Genomic DNA, 17,791 nt, shown 5'->3' with positions numbered 1-17,791 from the left:
CGGAGTTCCACGCAAAGCCCTGTTTTGGGACTATAGTTAACCAGGTGCTTTGCAATTCACATGGAGGAAATGATGGTAAAACAGACTGAATCTTTTGAAACAGGCTATGACGACGATATCGCACTGCTGACCGAAACGCTGGAAGAAGTGCTGAAGTCATCAGGGGATCCGGCCGACCAGAAATACATCGAACTGAAAACCAAAGCTGAACGAGCGCTGGAAGATGTAAAGTCACGTGTTAGTCAGGCGTCCGATAGCTACTACTATCGTGCTAAACAGGTTGCTTACCGTGCCGACTATTACGTTCATGAGAAACCGTGGAAGGGCATCGGTATTGGTGCAACGGCAGGGCTGGTTTTAGGCCTGCTGCTGGCTCGCCGTTAAGCTAAACGCGTAGTGCAATACGTACAACGGGCAGGCTCACTCCTGTCCGTTTGCGCTTTCTCAACATCCCTTGCCTGCTTTTTATCTTCTTATCTCCTCCTTATCCTCTCGCCAGACGCGGCCTTATTCGACGCTAAATCTCCCTTACAGATTGTGTTTTACGCAGGGGCTTTCTAAAGTGAACCTAATGGCACAAGGAGAAAGAACGTGATTAGAGTCGAAATGCTGTCCACGGGCGATGAAGTGTTACACGGTCAAATCGTCGATACCAACGCGGCCTGGCTGGCTGATGTGTTATTTCAGCACGGAATGCCGATGACCAGCCGTACAACAGTAGGTGATTCCCTGTCGTCCCTGGTTGAGACCTTACAGGCACGTAGTCTTGAAGCGGATGTGCTCATCGTTAACGGCGGCCTGGGGCCCACATCTGATGACCTTAGCGCCCAGGCGGCTGCGATGGCGAGTGGCGTTGAACTGGTGATGCAGGAAGCCTGGCTTGAAACTATGGAAGTCTGGTTCGCCAGTCGTGGACGTGTGATGGCCGACAGCAATCGCAAACAGGCCGAAATTCCTGCCAATGCCGAAATGCTCGATAATCCGGTCGGCACCGCCTGTGGATTTGCCCTGCAGCTCAACCGTTGCTGGCTGTTTTTTACCCCCGGCGTACCCTCCGAATTTAAAGTGATGGTTGAACAACAAATCATCCCCCGCCTGAAAAATAAATTTGACCTGCCAGAGCCGCCGCTGTGCCTGCGGCTGACGACCTTTGGTCGGGGTGAAAGCGATATTGCTAATGAACTGGAGCCGCTGGCGCTGCCGGAAAACGTGTTGATGGGCTACCGTTCATCAATGCCCATTATCGAAATTAAGCTCACCGGGCCTGCCTCACAGCGCGTGGCGATGGAGCAGGTCTGGCAGCAGGTGCGTTTACTGCTGGCGGAATGCACGATTTTTGAAGGGTTGGAGGGGCTGCCTGCGCTGTTGGCGCGAGAACTGAATCAACGTAACCTGCGTCTCGCAATCAGCGAGCAGTACACGGCGGGGTTACTCAACTGGCAGTTGGCTTCGGCTGAGGTTCCCCTGAGCGCCACCGAAATTCTGCCGCAGCAGGACGAAAGCCTTGAGGTACAGGTGATGCGCACGCAGGCGCTGGCGGCGAGGCTGCAGACGCCGTTGGCCCTGTCGGTCGGCAACCTGAGCGAGGGCGAGATTTCCGTTGCGCTACACACGCCGGAGGCGACCTGGGGACAACGCGTGAAGTTTAACCACGGTCGTCATAATCTGGAAACCCGGCAAAAAGTGGTGGCGATGATGGCGATGAACATGTTGCGCCGTTGGCTACACGGTAGTGAGGTAAGCACAGGGCACGGCTGGATCGATGTGATCGAAACGGTGAAGCACTAAGCCTGAGCGTACGTAAGGGGCTGGCGTCGCCCAGCCTGTCTTATGAAAGCGTCGACAAACCGTTAAGCGGCGCGCGCTGACGGTTTTATGCTGCGGACGTGGCGTTGTTGATCTCACCTGGCTGGCAGGCTTCGATTTTGAAATCAAGGTGATTGCCCGTATTCCCTGAGCCAGCGCCAGAAAAAAACCGCCATTCGGTTGGAATGACGGTTTTTTAACTGCCTGAGATGCAAGCCTAGAGTTCAAGCTCGATCTCGCCCTTCGCCTTACAGCAGCAGGGCAGGATCTCGCCCTGCTCAATAAACGCCAGCGGCTTTTCCGCGTAGTCGACTTCGCCGCTCAGTAGCCGCATCCGGCAGGAGCCGCAATAGCCCTCACGGCACTGGAACTCAACACACAGGTTGTTGGCTTCCAGCATCGTCAGCAGGTTAGGGTGATCGTCTGCGCCCTCCAGTCGGGTACCGGAACTGCGCAGAATAACAACGGAACGGCTCATCATTACAACTGGAAATCGTCGAAGTCGTTTTCGCCCACTTCGGAGTCAATCTGACCGACCAGATAGGAGCTGACTTCCACTTCCTGCGGGGCCACCTGAACGTTGTCCGACACCAGCCATGCGTTGATCCAGGGAATCGGGTTAGAACGCGTTTCGAAAGGCAGATCGAGGCCAACCGCCTGCATACGAATATTGGTGATGTATTCAATATACTGACACAGGATATCTTTGTTCAGGCCGATCATCGAACCGCCGCTGAACAGGTATTCCGCCCACTCTTTTTCCTGCAGCGCCGCTTTTTTGAACAGCTCAAAGCACTCTTCACGGCATTCGGCGGCGATCTCTTTCATTTCAGGATCGTCTTCGCCAGTGCGCAGCAGGTTCAGCATGTGCTGAGTACCGGTCAGATGTAGGGCTTCGTCGCGGGCAATTAGCTTGATGATTTTCGCATTGCCTTCCATCAGCTCACGCTCGGCAAACGCAAATGAGCAGGCAAAGCTGACATAGAAACGGATGGCTTCCAGCGCGTTGACGCTCATCAGACAGATGTACAACTGCTTTTTCAGGGCACGCAGGCTGACGGTGACGGACTTACCGTTAACCTGATGGGTGCCTTCACCTAACAGATGCCAGTAGCTGGTCATCTCAATCAGATCATCGTAGTACTGCGAGATATCCTGAGCACGTGCCAGAATCTGCTGGTTGGTCACGATATCGTCAAACACCACCGCCGGGTCGTTTACGATGTTACGAATGATGTGGGTGTAGGAGCGTGAGTGGATCGTCTCTGAGAATGCCCAGGTTTCGATCCAGGTTTCCAGCTCAGGAATGGAGATCAGCGGCAGCAGCGCCACGTTCGGGCTGCGTCCCTGAATGGAGTCCAGCAGCGTCTGATATTTCAGGTTGCTGATAAAAATGTGTTTTTCGTGATCGGGCAGGGCCTGGTAATCGATGCGATCGCGTGAAACATCGACCTCTTCAGGACGCCAGAAGAACGAAAGCTGCTTTTCGATCAGCTTTTCAAAGATATCGTATTTCTGCTGGTCAAAACGGGCCACGTTAACGGACTGACCGAAAAACATCGGCTCTTTCAACTGGTCATTTTTATTCTGAGAAAAAGTGGAGTAAGCCATAAAAAACTGTCCAATGTAGACGAGGCTCAGCACCGGCCTCGCGGGAAAATGTGGGCGGGAATGGCTCCCGCCCGACCGTCAGATCTTACAGGCGCCGCTTTCGCAGCCATCATCCTGAATAGAAGGTGCCAGATCATCCTGCGCATCTTCCGCACCATCACGGGTGTTTTGATAATAGAGCGTCTTCACGCCGAACTTATAGGCGGTCAGCAGATCTTTCAGCAACTGCTTCATCGGCACTTTGCCATTCGGGAAGCGTGACGGATCGTAGTTGGTGTTAGACGAAATCGCCTGATCGATAAATTTCTGCATCACGCCAACCAGCTGCAGGTAACCGTCGTTGGAGGGCATATCCCACAGCAGTTCGTACTGATCTTTAAGACGCTCATACTCCGGCACCACCTGACGCAGAATACCGTCTTTGGATGCCTTGATGCTGATATGACCACGTGGCGGCTCAATACCATTGGTGGCGTTTGAAATCTGCGATGAGGTTTCAGACGGCATCAGCGCAGAAAGCGTTGAGTTACGCAGCCCGTGGGTTTTAATCTGCTCACGCAGGGTTTCCCAATCCAGGTGCAGCGGCTCATTGCAAATCGCATCCAGATCTTTCTTGTAGGTGTCGATCGGCAGTACGCCCTGCACATAGGTGGTTTCATTAAACCACGGGCAGGCGCCTTGCTCTTTCGCCAGCTCGTTTGAGGCTTTCAGCAGGTAATACTGAATGGCTTCAAAGGTTTTGTGCGTCAGGCCGTTGGCGCTGCCGTCGGAGTAACGCACGCCGTGCTTCGCCAGGTAGTAAGCAAAGTTAATCACGCCAATACCCAGCGTGCGACGGCCCATCGCACCGCGTTGTGCGGCAGGAATCGGGTAATCCTGATAATCGAGCAGGGCATCCAGCGCACGTACCGCCAGGGTCGCCAGCTCTTCCAGATCGTCCAGGCTGTCAATGGCGCCCAGGTTGAACGCTGACAGCGTACACAGCGCGATTTCACCGTTCTCGTCGTTGACGTCGCTCAGCGGCTTGGTCGGCAGCGCAATTTCCAGACACAGGTTAGACTGGCGAACCGGCGCGATGCTGGCGTCAAACGGGCTGTGTGTGTTGCAGTGATCGACGTTCTGGATGTAGATACGGCCCGTTGAGGCACGTTCCTGCATCATCAGCGAGAACAGATCCACGGCTTTCACTCGCTGCTTGCGAATGCTGCTGTCTTTTTCATATTTGGTGTAGAGGCGCTCAAACTCATCCTGATCGGCAAAGAAGGCATCGTACAGGCCAGGCACGTCTGACGGGCTGAACAGCGTGATGTCTTCGCCTTTAAGCAGACGCTGATACATCATTTTGTTGAGCTGCACGCCATAGTCCATATGACGCACGCGGTTGCCTTCAACGCCACGGTTGTTTTTCAGCACTAACAGGCTTTCGACTTCCAGGTGCCACATTGGGTAGAACAGCGTGGCTGCGCCGCCACGAACGCCGCCCTGCGAACAGGATTTCACCGCAGTCTGGAAGTGCTTATAGAACGGGATACAGCCCGTGTGGAATGCTTCGCCACCACGGATAGGGCTGCCCAGCGCGCGGATACGTCCGGCGTTGATACCAATGCCCGCGCGCTGAGAAACGTATTTCACAATGGCGCTGGAGGTGGCATTGATCGAATCCAGGCTGTCGCCGCACTCAATCAGCACGCAGGAGCTGAACTGACGCGTAGGCGTACGCACTCCCGACATGATGGGCGTTGGCAGCGAGATTTTGAAGGTCGAGATCGCATCGTAGAAACGCTTGATGTAATCCATACGCGTATCGCGCGGATAACCTGAGAACAGGCAGGCGGCGACCAGGATATACAGGAACTGGGCACTTTCGTAGATCTCACCGGAGACGCGGTTCTGAACCAGGTATTTGCCTTCTAACTGCTTCACGGCCGCGTAGGAGAAATTCATATCGCGCCAGTGGTCGAGAAAGCCATCCATCTGCTCGAACTCTTCACGGCTGTAGTCTTCCAGCAGATGGCGATCGTACTTGCCCAGATCGACCATCTTAACAACCTGATCGTACAGCGCGGGCGGTTCAAACTGACCGTAAGCTTTTTTACGCAGGTGGAAGATTGCCAGTCGGGCAGCAAGGTATTGATAGTCAGGGGCATCGCGAGAAATAAGGTCTGCAGCGGCCTTGATGATCGTTTCATGGATGTCAGACGTTTTGATGCCATCATAAAACTGAATGTGGGAACGCAGCTCTACCTGTGAAACCGACACATTGTTCAGCCCTTCGGCCGCCCAGTCGAGGACACGGTGAATTTTGTCGAGATCAATGCGCTCCTGGCGGCCATCGCGTTTAGTAACGAGCAGACTTTGGTTCATGTCGCGTTTTTACCTTTGCGTGAGTATCCAATAATTAAAAGAAATCCCGATTTATACACAGCATATTCATTGTGAATAATGTTGTGGATAAACACTACATCTTGGGGTTGTTGACGATATGCATAACAATATGGAGGCTTATTCTAGTATTTTGCTGGCGCTTAACAAGAGGAAAAAATGATGTCTGCGGGGGTTGTATTTTCTGAGGGTTTTCTTAAGCCGCGTCTCGTAAGGCCGCAGGTCGTGTCAACCATTCAGAGAAAATATTGCAATTTATGATCGACCGCTGATTTTTCAAACATTGCGCTAACTTTTCCAACACCTCAGCGCGGGAGAGCAAAACGTGCAGATACCGTCTCAGCCAATGCCCTGGATCCGCCCCACGGAAACGCTAACCTGCGCAGATGACAACAGGATGACAGCAGCGTGGGCAGGGCAGAGCCGCACGCTGCAGGATTATCAGGCGTTGCCGTGATGCGTGTGTATCATGTAGTTCACATCCACACCGTTACCCAGACGAAACTTATCGGTGATGGGGTTGTAATGCAGGCCAATCATATTGCGCTCACGTAGCGGCGTTTCATCGACCCAGCCCAGCAACTCAGAAGGGCGGATAAATTTCTTCACATCATGGGTTCCCCGCGGCACCATGCGCAGCACATATTCAGCGCCAAAAATGGCCATCAGCCAGGCTTTAGGATTGCGGTTGATAGTCGAGAAGAACACTTCACCACCCGGTTTAACTAACTGCGCGCAGGCATGCACCACCGAACGCGGATCGGGCACATGTTCCAGCATTTCCATGCAGGTCACCACATCGTATTCGCCCGCATGCGCGCTGGCGTGCTCTTCCACCGTTTGCTGGACATAGCTGAGCGTGACGCCGCTCTCCAGGGCATGCAGACGCGCCACTTCCAGCGGTTCGGCACCCATATCCAGCCCGGTGACCACCGCGCCTTCCCGCGCCATGCTTTCGGCCAGGATGCCGCCGCCACAGCCAACATCCAGGACTTTCTTGCCGAACAGCCCGTTGCTGTGTTGCGCAATATAGCCCAGCCGCAGAGGGTTAATACGGTGCAGCGGTTTAAATTCGCCCTCCAGATCCCACCAGCGCGAGGCAACGGCCTCAAACTTGGCAATTTCCTGTGCATCGACATTGTGCTGATGATTCTGTGGTTGTGCATTCATTGAATCGTGACTCCTGACAAAACGTGACATCAGTATAAACGCTTAACTGACTCTGACGCACCTTATCAACTTGAGGAAAAGCACCTTAATAAGGTGGTTAACGTTCACCAGCGAATTGCTCTGTGATATACTTTCGCACCTTTAAAATCCGGGATTAGTAGAGGGATAGCGGCTCCATGAGCGACCTTGCGAGAGAAATTACACCGGTTAATATCGAAGAAGAGTTAAAAAATTCTTACCTCGATTACGCCATGTCGGTCATCGTTGGCCGAGCTTTACCCGATGTGCGTGATGGCCTGAAGCCAGTACATCGCCGCGTACTATACGCGATGAGCGAACTGGGTAATGACTGGAACAAACCCTATAAAAAATCTGCCCGCGTCGTCGGTGACGTTATCGGTAAATATCACCCCCATGGTGATTCTGCCGTTTACGACACCATTGTACGTATGGCCCAGCCTTTCTCCCTGCGTTACATGCTGGTGGACGGTCAAGGCAACTTCGGATCCATCGACGGCGACTCCGCTGCGGCGATGCGTTATACCGAAGTGCGCATGTCCAAAATCGCCCACGACCTGTTAGCTGACCTGGAAAAAGAGACCGTTGATTTCGTTCCGAACTACGACGGCACCGAGCAGATCCCTGAAGTTCTGCCCACCAAAATTCCTAACCTGCTGGTAAACGGTTCGTCCGGTATCGCAGTCGGCATGGCAACCAACATTCCACCGCACAACCTGCGTGAAGTGATCAACGGCTGCCTCGCCTATATCGAAGATGAAAACATCAGCATCGAAGGGCTGATGGAGCATATTCCGGGGCCTGACTTCCCGACAGCGGCCATCATTAACGGTCGTCGCGGCATTGAAGAAGCCTATCGCACCGGTCGCGGTAAAGTGTATATCCGTGCCCGTGGTGAAGTGGAAGTGGACGCCAAAACCGGGCGTGAAACCATCATCATTCACGAACTGCCGTATCAGGTGAACAAAGCGCGCCTGATTGAGAAAATCGCCGAGCTGGTGAAAGAAAAACGCGTTGAAGGCATCAGTGCGCTGCGTGATGAGTCTGATAAAGACGGCATGCGTATTGTCATTGAAATCAAGCGTGATGCGGTTGGTGAAGTCGTCCTCAACAACCTCTATTCACTGACTCAGTTGCAAACCTCTTTCGGTATCAACATGGTGGCGCTGCATCAGGGCCAGCCGAAGATTATGGCACTGAAGGAGATTCTGGAAGCCTTCGTTCGCCATCGTCGTGAAGTGGTCACGCGTCGTACTATTTTTGAACTGCGCAAAGCTCGCGATCGTGCGCATATCCTTGAAGGCCTGGCGATTGCGCTGGCTAACATCGATCCGATCATTGAGCTGATCCGCCGTGCGCCCACGCCTGCCGAAGCGAAAGCGGGCCTGATCGCACAATCCTGGGATCTGGGCAACGTGTCTGCCATGCTGGAGCGTGCCGGTGATGATGCTGCCCGCCCAGAGTGGCTGGAAGCGCAGTTTGGTATTCGTGAGGGTAAATATTACCTGACTGAACAGCAGGCTCAGGCCATTCTGGACTTACGTTTACAGAAACTGACCGGGCTTGAGCATGAAAAGCTGCTGGATGAATACAAACAGCTTCTGGATCAAATTGCGGAGTTGCTCCACATCCTGGGAAGTTCTGAGCGCCTGATGGAAGTCATTCGCGAAGAGCTGGAACTGATGCGCGATCAGTTCGGCGATGAGCGCCGCACGGAAATCACTGCGAACAGCGCAGACATCAACATCGAGGACCTGATCAATCAGGAAGATGTGGTCGTCACGCTGTCGCATCAGGGCTATGTAAAATATCAGCCGCTGAGTGATTACGAAGCGCAGCGTCGCGGTGGCAAAGGCAAGTCTGCCGCCCGCATTAAAGAAGAAGATTTTATCGATCGTCTGTTGGTGGCAAACACCCACGATACGATTCTGTGCTTCTCCAGCCGTGGCCGACTCTACTGGATGAAGGTTTACCAGCTGCCGGAAGCCAGCCGTGGGGCACGTGGACGTCCAATCGTCAACCTGTTGCCGCTTGAAGCGAATGAACGTATCACGGCGATTCTGCCTGTGCGCGAATACACCGAAGGCTTCAATATCTTTATGGCAACCGCGAGCGGCACGGTGAAGAAAACCGGTCTGCAGGAGTTCAGCCGTCCACGCAGCGCCGGTATCATCGCCATTAACCTGCGCGATGATGACGAGCTGATTGGCGTAGCGCTGACCAACGGTAACGACGAGGCGATGCTGTTCTCGGCCGCCGGTAAAGTGGTTCGCTTCGCCGAATCTGCCGTGCGTGCCATGGGCCGTACGGCCTCGGGCGTACGCGGTATCAAGCTGGCGCAAAACGATCGTGTGGTTTCCCTGATTGTGCCGCGTGAAGAGGGCGCGATTCTCACCGTGACGCAGAACGGCTACGGTAAGCGTACCGCGAACAGTGAGTATCCAACCAAATCCCGTGCGACGCAGGGCGTGATCTCCATCAAAGTGACCGAGCGTAATGGCCCGGTGATTGGTGCAGTGCAGGTGGTCGATAGCGATCAGATCATGATGATCACCGATGCCGGCACCCTGGTGAGAACCCGTGTGTCTGAAGTCAGCATCGTGGGCCGTAATACCCAGGGTGTGATTCTGATTCGTACGGCAGAGGACGAGAACGTGGTCGGACTGCAACGCGTGGCTGAGCCGGTGGAAGAAGAAGAGCTGGACTCTATCGACGGCAGCGTGGCGGAAGGGGATGACGATATCGTACCTGAAGTCGACAATGACGACGATGACGTACCCGCAGCGGACGACGATGAGTAATTAGCGCGTCGTACGTTAAGAGCAACGGCAGGTCAGGGATCACCCGACCTGCCGTTTTTTTTGCGGCAGGTTTGGGAAAGGATGATTTCCTCAGGGGCAAATAGTCCCAAACTGCGCCGGGTGCCCGTCACCGACTGGCTTTTTTGCTGCGATAAAGCTAGTGTATGAGCATTAAAAATCCCACGATGCGACTAACCTTGCCACCTGCGAGTTACCTTTGAAATATCTAGTCTCTTTCCGCACGACGCTTCGCATTTCGCGCTATCTGTTTCGCGCGTTGGCGCTGCTAATCTGGCTACTGGGCGCGGTGCTGACCACCTTCTACATCATTAGCGTACTTCACGATAAAGAGAACAAGGTACGGCAGGAATTTGCTGGCAACTACGGCACAATTGACTGGTACGTTCGCCTCTCAGCGGGCAAGATGCGCGAGCTTAAGTTCATCGCTGAAAACCACCTCACCAGCGCCAGCGGCGGGGGAGAAGCCTCAGATCGGTCAACGGCAGGAAAGACGATTCAACCGCAGTTTACCCCCCTTTTTTCCAGTGATGACTGCACCGCCATGAGCGCGACCTGGCGCAACTCACTGGACTCACTCAGTAACTATATCAATTACTGGAGGAGTCATTTCGCCTCATCTTATGAGCTCAACCGGGTGTTCCTCATTGGTGGCGATAACAAGTGTCTGGCGGATTTTGCTATTGGTAACAACGTTAACCGCGATAACAGCCTCAAGCTGTTGCAGGAAAACCTTCAGCGCTACCGCAACAGTTCGGAAGAGGAGCGTCGCAACCCGGTCTACTGGGTAAACAGCAGCGCCCAGCCAGGCGTAGGAAACTTCTCTGTTATCATGCCGATCTACGTGGCGGATAAACTTCAGGCCCTGCTGGGCGTCGAGCAAAATATCCAGCTTGATGCGTTTATTCAGCCCGGTAGCCTGCCCGTCACGGCAACGATTACGGATGAAAATTACGCTCCGCTCCTGACCTCGCGCCGGGGCGGTTTGGGCTTTTCATTAAATGAATTGCCTGATGATAAAACCTGGTTTGGCTATCTTGACGGTTACCGTCAGCTGGTGCTGAAAAAACCGTTGCCACCGTCGAATCTTAACGTGGTGTGGTCGGTCTCTACCGATGTGCTGGTCGATCAGCTCAAACTGATGATGATCAATGCCCTGTTGCTGAATATCCTGAGCGCCATCCTGCTGTTTACGCTTGCCTGGCTGTTTGAGAGACGCATGTTTTTGCCGGCGGAAGAAAACGCACACCGGCTGGAAGAGCACGAGCAGTTCAACCGTAAAATTGTCGCTTCAGCGCCGGTAGGGATCTGCATTTTACGCACCAGCGATGGTACCAATATTCTCAGTAACGAGTTGGCACACAACTATCTGACGCTGCTGACGCAGGAAGACCGTAAGCGATTAAATGAGATCATCGGCGGGCAGCAGGTTAACTTTGTTGATGTCCTGACGGGCAGTAATACTAACCTGCAAATCAGCTTTGTGCATTCCCGCTACCGCAATGAAAACGTGGCGATCTGTGTGCTGGTGGATGTTTCCGCCCGCGTGCGCATGGAGCAATCCTTACAGGAAATGGCCCACGCGGCAGAGCAGGCCAGCCAGTCGAAATCGATGTTCCTGGCAACGGTCAGTCACGAACTTCGTACGCCGTTGTATGGCATCATTGGTAACCTGGATCTGCTGCAGACGCGGCAGCTGCCGAGCGGTATAGACTCGCTGGTGACCGCGATGAATAACTCTTCCAGCCTGCTGTTGAAGATCATCAGCGATATTCTCGACTTCTCCAAAATTGAATCGGAACAGTTGAAAATAGAGCCGCGACCTTTCTCGCCGCGCGAAGTAATCACCCATATTGTCGGAAACTATCTCTCCCTGGTGGTGAAGAAGCGCCTGACGCTTTACTGCTATATCGAGCACGATGTTCCGCAGGCACTTGATGGTGATCCTCTGCGACTGCAGCAGGTGATTTCTAACCTGCTGAATAACGCCATTAAATTCACCCATACGGGCTGTATTATTCTGCATGCCTATGTCACACAAGGCTATCTGGCGTTCCGCACGCGTGATACCGGTGTGGGTATTCCGGCTAAAGAGTTGACCCGACTGTTTGATCCCTTTTTCCAGGTGGGCAACGGCGTACAGCGTAATTTCCAGGGGACCGGATTGGGGCTGGCGATCTGTGAAAAACTGATCAACATGATGGACGGTGACATTGAGGTTGAGTCTGAGCCGGGAATGGGAAGCCAGTTTATTGTCCGTATTCCGATCTACAACGGTAAACAGCCTTCCATTCCGCTGCTGGACGGCTTACAGGATAAGAAAATCTGGCTGGCGATGCGCAATGAATATCTGGCGCAGTACCTTGAACGGCTGCTAAAGCAGCATGGTATCCAGGTTGCTGAATATCAGGCCCAGCCGGGCAGTGATGATGTGGTGCTGACAGATTACGTGCCCGACATCCACGCGCCAGTGCGGGCGGTTATCACTTTTGACGGTTCGCACGTGGACATGCCTCGTGAGCCTCAGACGGGACGCTGGATCCACAGCACGGCAACCCTGCATGAGTTACCCACGCTGCTGGCGCGCATTTACCGGATTACGGTTGACGCGGAGGTGAATGATGGCCTGGCGCTAGACGGTCCGGTGGAAGAGAAAATTCATAATGACGACATTATGGTACTGATCGTTGACGATCATCCTATCAACCGTATGCTGCTGTCAGAACAGCTTGGCACCCTCGGTTATCAGGTCAAGACCGCCCAGGACGGCGTCGATGCGTTAAACGTTCTCAGTCGTAATAACATCGATATCGTGCTTACCGATGTCAACATGCCGAATATGGATGGCTATCGCCTGACGCAGCGGCTGCGCCAGCTGGGGCACGTGTTCCCGGTAGTCGGCGTCACCGCCAACGCGCTGGCAGAAGAAAAACAGCGCTGCATGGATGCAGGGATGGACAACTGTTTGTCTAAGCCGGTGACCTTAGACGTGTTGAAAACAACGCTGGGCATTTATGCAGAGCGGGTAAGGAAAACGCGGGTAGGGTAGCAGGGAAAAGAGGCGGTGCGAAACGCACCGCCTGAGGACTTAATCTTTATCGATTTGTGTCGCACTGACGGACGACAGGTAGTTGAGCAGGGCGATATCATTATCCACGCCCAGCTTCATCATGGCCGATTTTTTCTGGCTACTGATGGTCTTAATACTGCGGTTCAGCTTCTTGGCAATTTCGGTCACCAGGAAACCTTCAGCAAAGAGGCGTAATACTTCGCTCTCTTTAGGTGACAGACGTTTATCGCCATAGCCGCCCGCGCTGATTTTCTCCAGCAGTTTGGCGACGCTTTCCGGCGTATATTTCTTGCCTTTCTGCAGTGCCGCCAGCGCTTTTGGCAAATCGGTTGGCGCCCCCTGTTTCAGGACAATGCCTTCAATATCCAGATCCAGCACCGAGCTCAGAATGGCTGGGTTATTGTTCATTGTCAGAACAATGATGGACAGATCGGGATAGTGACGTTTGATATATTTAATCAGCGTAATACCGTCGCCGTATTTTTCCCCTGGCATAGAGAGGTCGGTGATCAGGACGTTCGCATCAAGTTTGGACAGGTTGTTGATTAGCGCCGTTGAATCTTCAAATTCACCTACAACGTTAACCCACTCAATTTGTTCCAGAGACTTTCGGATACCGAAAAGAACAATTGGGTGATCATCGGCAATAATTACATTCAAGTTATTCATCTTATTGGTTACCTTGCTGCAGCAGTTGATTGACATAAGCGTCAATATTACTGGTGGTATTTTTAATGTTTGAATCGTCACATACTTTGATGTGGTGTTCTAACGCTTCACAAAGCTGTTTGCCCGGTGTCAAATTGAGCATAGCAAACACGCCCTTAAGGCGATGAGCTGTCTGAGCAAGCGAGGCATAATCTGATATCGCTGACTCAGTATACAATCTCTTTACATCATCCGGTACTGTCTCAGTAAACAGCTGGAAATAGCCTCCACTTAACAGTGCCGTGCCGGCGTCATCTTCAGTGTCATCCTCCATCACATCGTGGGACAATTGCTTCTCAATCAGTGCCAGCAAGGCATCAAGTAATGCATTGCTGAGATTGAAATTGACGCGATACTGTTGGTCGTTTAAAGCATGATGGCCGGGTTCATCCTCCGCCAGCAATAAAGCCCAGCCGCTGAGTTTGCTGGGATCGTCAGTAATCTGTACATCGTGATCCTGGCCTGAGATACGTTCATCCGGCGTCAGGCAGCGTGCGCCCCAGTTCTCCAGATGGCGACAGACGATCTTGTGCACGTCTTCAACGGCAATCTCAACCAGGGCGGTAATCCCTTCGAGAATCTTCTCTTGATCGTCTTCGTGCTTCTCTTCAAGCGTGAGCGGAAGCTGAATGTTATATCGGGTGCCAATGTCCGCCTTGGCAACGATTTCCAGGCTGCCGCCCATTTGCTTGCACAGCTGTTTGCACAGGAAAAAGGCCATGCCCGAAGCCTGACCATAACGATCCTGGCTGGTATCGCCCAGGAACGGAAAATCGACATTGGCCAGTTCATCGATCGTGAGCCCAGCTCCCGTATCCACCAGCTCGATATAGAGGCGGTCAGGGTGCTGTTCGGCGGTTTTTACCTCAAGGGTAATCTTGCCCCAGCGCGTGGTGATCAGGGCATAGTGCATTAGCGTCGTCAGCACTTTGCGCAGGGCACGGCGATCGCCAAAGCGTACTTCATCGTTCGGCTGATGATTATTCACCACCAGCGATAACCCTTTACGACGCAGCAGTGGCAGGCTTTCCAGCGCGATTTCGTCCAGAAGTTCCTGCAGATTAAACACACTGGCGTCAGGCGACCAGTCGTGCGCTTCAAGGCGATTCAGCAGCACAATATCGTCGACCAGACGTGCCAGTGACTGGCTCTCATCCAGAATATCCAGCACGCTTTCGTCATTCTCTCGCTGGCTCAGGTGCACCAGCTGCGAGACAATTTTTTCCAGCGGCTGATTTAACGCGTGACCAAGATGATGCAGCAGTTGCTGACGCATCTGGTGGTTGCGATCTAACACCTGTTGCGCTTTTTGCAGTTTCTTGTTCACCAGCAGCTCGCGATCCTGATCGCGCATCATGAACAGTTGGGTGTGCGGAGACAGCACGCTTCGTGCGTGACGAATCTCATACACTTCATTGTTGATGGTGGCTTGCAGTACGCCCTGATGCTGGTCGGACATATTGATGATTTTCTGCAGATTCAGGTGAGGCAAAAGATGCTCAGCGATTTTATTGCTCAACAGCGTGCGGTTACTGGCAAAATCATAGACCAGCAGGCCAACGGGCAAACTGGCCACAATCTCCTGATTGAGCACCCGGAGCGAATCCAGCTCGGCGCTTTGATTCTCACTGGGTCGCAGAGACTGCTGACGTAGCAACAACATGCCGCTAAGCGAGAGTAAAAACAGCACCAGGTTAATCAGCAGCGGCCACATCAAATTATGTGCGCTGTCGAGCAACAGGCGTAAGAGCGGCACACGGTAAACCAGCTGTAGCGATGTACTGGGTAGTGCAGCGGCGATTTCAATATCGTGATTGACCAGGGCTACCTGTGTGGTTTCAACATCGTCCTGATTGCTGCTGGCGTTGTTATTCAGCGTGGCATCCTGACGCAGCTGGAAATTCTCCACCGGCATATTCAGGGGAATTAAGTCGTTGATGGGCAGATCAAATGCCACCACGGTCGCCAGATGACCGGGCTGATTAAACGTGGTGCGCAACGTAAAATAGTGGTCGTTCTGAAAGGCAAGATGGCGAAGGGGAGAAAAGCTTTCACGCTCATCCAGCGCATTGGCCTGCTGCAGCATTTCAGCACGTCGTGCCTCAACCAGAGAACTGATGGCATTCTCTTTGTAACGCGTCGTCATGTCTTTCAGCGGCAGGGTGGAGATCATGATCAGGCTGTTGTCCTGACCATTTAAAAAGTACATGGACCAGGTCGGCGTTTCTGCACCCCATAAGGTGTCCAGATAGCTGGACATTCGCATCGACATATCCAGCGTGCTGCTGTCATGGGACCCGAAAATCAGCGCTTCGGTTTTGCGGCGCGTTTTTTCCAGATAGTAGACATCCGGACGCAGGCGCGTCTCTTGCAGATTACTGGCAGGAGGCGTACCGGCAGCACTGGTCGACAGGTTTTCATAAATCTGCCAGGTAACGAAACGGTAGGCATCAATACGTTTCTGAATATCTCGCGCCATATCCGCCATGGCGTAACGTTTGTCGGTCAACCAGGCATTGACGGAGTTTTGCACCATAAAGCCTAGCGCCAGTAACAGCACCAGATTAAATACGATAAAAAAGCGAGTGACATTGCCGGATGTCAGCGGAAACTTATACAACATAGCGTCTCAGATACCTGAATTATCGCGCAACGTTGCGCGCACTGACAGCCACAGCCAACAATAACAGTGCTATGAGTAAAAACGCACCGCTAAGGCTAATCCATTGAGAAATGAACCCGATCAACGCCGGACCAGAAAGAATACCTGCATATCCCAACGTTGTCATGGCGGAAATCGCCAGGTTAGCCGGCATATCATGCTGGTTACCTGCCGCATTGAACAACATCGGCACGGTATTCGATAAGCCAAAGCCGACCAGTAAGAACGCCAGCAATGAAGCTTCGGGCCATGGGAGGAGCACCGCTAACGCCATTCCTGATGCCGCCGCCAGCGCGCCCACCAACATGACAGGATAACGGCCGAAGCGATGAATAATTTTATCCCCGCTAAAACGCCCAACTGTCATGGCAACGGAAAACAGCGCGTAGCCGAGCCCGGCATGCGCGGTCGTCATAACAGGGTTTTGCAACAGCAGGAGTGCGCCCCAGTCGAGCACGGCGCCCTCTGCTAAAAACAGAATAAAACACAGCATGCCCAGAAAGGCGACGCGTCCACGTGGAATGACCAGCCACGGCTGATCGGGCTGGTGCAAACGCTGATTCATAAAGGTGGGCATTCGCCACAGCAACAGCACCATCATCACGGCCATCACGATCAGCACGGAAAGCAGTGGCGTCAATCCCAGGCTCAACAGCAGGCTGACCGCCCCGGCACCCAGAATACCGCCCAGGCTAAAAAAAGCATGAAAGCCTGACATCATCGGCTTGCCAGCCGCTTTTTCCACTTCAACGGCCTGATAATTCATGGCGACGTCCAGCATGCCCAGTCCGGCACCAAACAGCATCAACGCGGCGGCCATGAAAAGATGCGTTTGCACCGTGGCGAGCAGCGGCATCATACATAACACCAGTAGCGTTGAAAATATCATCACTGTACGGCAGCCAAAGCGCGCTACCAACGTGCCGGTTACCGGCATCGCGAGCAATGAACCGATACCCAGACACAGCAACAGGGCCCCCAGGGAAGCACCATCTAAATGCAAGCGATCGCGTGCATAGGGCACCAGTGGCGCCCAGGCTGACATTCCCAGGCCATTGATCAAAAAAATGATGCGTGTGCCCCCGCTCAGGCGGCGGTCAGAGGGAGTTGATTTTGCGGCATCCAATGCTGTCATGGCCCTAATTCATCAGTAGCAAAGCAGAAAAGTGTAGCATTAATTGGCTGCAAAACGCTGTGAGAACACAGGTTTAACAGGTTTTCCGGACCGCTTTTATCAGCCCTGTCAGCGGCCAGTGTACCGACTTTTACCGCGACAAATTTTTTTTCCAGAACTTTCCTGGCATAACCCGCGGGTAAACCCTGCACCGGCCCTCTTTCAGGAACGATCTGCATCACAGTTTAGTGATGTGAATTGCTTAGCTGAATTTCAGTATCGGGCAGGAACCCAGAAAACAAAAAAATAGAGACATTTCCGGCACTTTTGCAATTTACTGGAAATATTTAGCAATATTTTGACATGCAATAACATGCATTCCGCCTTTTCCCTCCCTGATAAATCACAAAAATTGCTAATGTTATTTTTAT

Annotated in this window: 11 protein-coding genes; 4 read left to right on the top strand and 7 right to left on the bottom strand. The window is 53.0% G+C overall.

Annotated features, from left to right (window positions below):
• Positions 1-72: 72 nt before the first annotated feature.
• Positions 73-384 (top strand): stress response protein ElaB, encoded by a 312-nt coding sequence (gene elaB / locus ACPXSQ_RS09860; protein WP_426143796.1) that lies wholly within the window; start codon positions 73-75, stop codon positions 382-384.
• Positions 385-591: 207 nt separating this feature from the next.
• On the top strand, positions 592-1,788 hold the full coding sequence (locus ACPXSQ_RS09855; protein ID WP_013026498.1) for a nicotinamide mononucleotide deamidase-related protein YfaY: 1,197 nt from the start codon (positions 592-594) through the stop codon (positions 1,786-1,788).
• Between the two features lie 235 nt (positions 1,789-2,023).
• Here the strand turns inward: ACPXSQ_RS09855 and yfaE are convergent, their stop codons facing one another.
• The 4 genes from yfaE to ubiG form a co-directional block, all read right to left on the bottom strand.
• A complete protein-coding gene (yfaE, locus tag ACPXSQ_RS09850; protein WP_014605383.1) occupies positions 2,024-2,284 on the bottom strand; it encodes a class I ribonucleotide reductase maintenance protein YfaE in 261 nt (86 codons plus the stop codon).
• A 2-nt stretch (positions 2,285-2,286) separates the two neighbouring features.
• On the bottom strand, positions 2,287-3,417 hold the full coding sequence (gene nrdB, locus ACPXSQ_RS09845) for a class Ia ribonucleoside-diphosphate reductase subunit beta (RefSeq protein WP_014594159.1): 1,131 nt from the start codon (positions 3,415-3,417) through the stop codon (positions 2,287-2,289).
• A 78-nt stretch (positions 3,418-3,495) separates the two neighbouring features.
• Entirely contained in the window at positions 3,496-5,781 is a 2,286-nt protein-coding gene (gene nrdA, locus ACPXSQ_RS09840; protein ID WP_426143538.1) for a class 1a ribonucleoside-diphosphate reductase subunit alpha, read from the bottom strand.
• A 459-nt stretch (positions 5,782-6,240) separates the two neighbouring features.
• Positions 6,241-6,969, bottom strand: a complete 729-nt coding sequence (gene ubiG / locus ACPXSQ_RS09835) for a bifunctional 2-polyprenyl-6-hydroxyphenol methylase/3-demethylubiquinol 3-O-methyltransferase UbiG (protein ID WP_210509689.1) — start codon at positions 6,967-6,969, stop codon at positions 6,241-6,243.
• Between the two features lie 176 nt (positions 6,970-7,145).
• Here ubiG and gyrA point away from each other — a divergent pair, with 176 nt between their 5' ends.
• Both gyrA and rcsC read left to right on the top strand, forming a co-directional pair.
• Positions 7,146-9,788, top strand: coding sequence for a DNA topoisomerase (ATP-hydrolyzing) subunit A (gyrA, locus tag ACPXSQ_RS09830; RefSeq protein WP_019105996.1), 2,643 nt, complete (start codon positions 7,146-7,148; stop codon positions 9,786-9,788).
• Between the two features lie 217 nt (positions 9,789-10,005).
• Positions 10,006-12,855 (top strand): two-component system sensor histidine kinase RcsC, encoded by a 2,850-nt coding sequence (gene rcsC, locus ACPXSQ_RS09825; protein ID WP_013026490.1) that lies wholly within the window; start codon positions 10,006-10,008, stop codon positions 12,853-12,855.
• Positions 12,856-12,894: 39 nt separating this feature from the next.
• Here rcsC and rcsB read toward each other — a convergent pair whose 3' ends face one another.
• From rcsB to ACPXSQ_RS09810, 3 genes are read right to left on the bottom strand one after another with little or no spacing between them, the layout of a single operon-like run.
• Entirely contained in the window at positions 12,895-13,545 is a 651-nt protein-coding gene (gene rcsB / locus ACPXSQ_RS09820; RefSeq protein ID WP_014605387.1) for a response regulator transcription factor RcsB, read from the bottom strand.
• 1 nt (position 13,546) lies between these two features.
• Entirely contained in the window at positions 13,547-16,207 is a 2,661-nt protein-coding gene (gene rcsD, locus ACPXSQ_RS09815) for a phosphotransferase RcsD (RefSeq protein WP_014605388.1), read from the bottom strand.
• Positions 16,208-16,226: 19 nt separating this feature from the next.
• Entirely contained in the window at positions 16,227-17,381 is a 1,155-nt protein-coding gene (locus ACPXSQ_RS09810) for an MFS transporter (protein WP_112900136.1), read from the bottom strand.
• Positions 17,382-17,791 lie beyond the last annotated feature (410 nt).

The organism is Pantoea sp. EEL5, assembly GCF_049892805.1.
Taxonomy (GTDB): domain Bacteria; phylum Pseudomonadota; class Gammaproteobacteria; order Enterobacterales; family Enterobacteriaceae; genus Pantoea; species Pantoea ananatis.
This window is presented reverse-complemented; position numbering and strand designations above follow the sequence as displayed.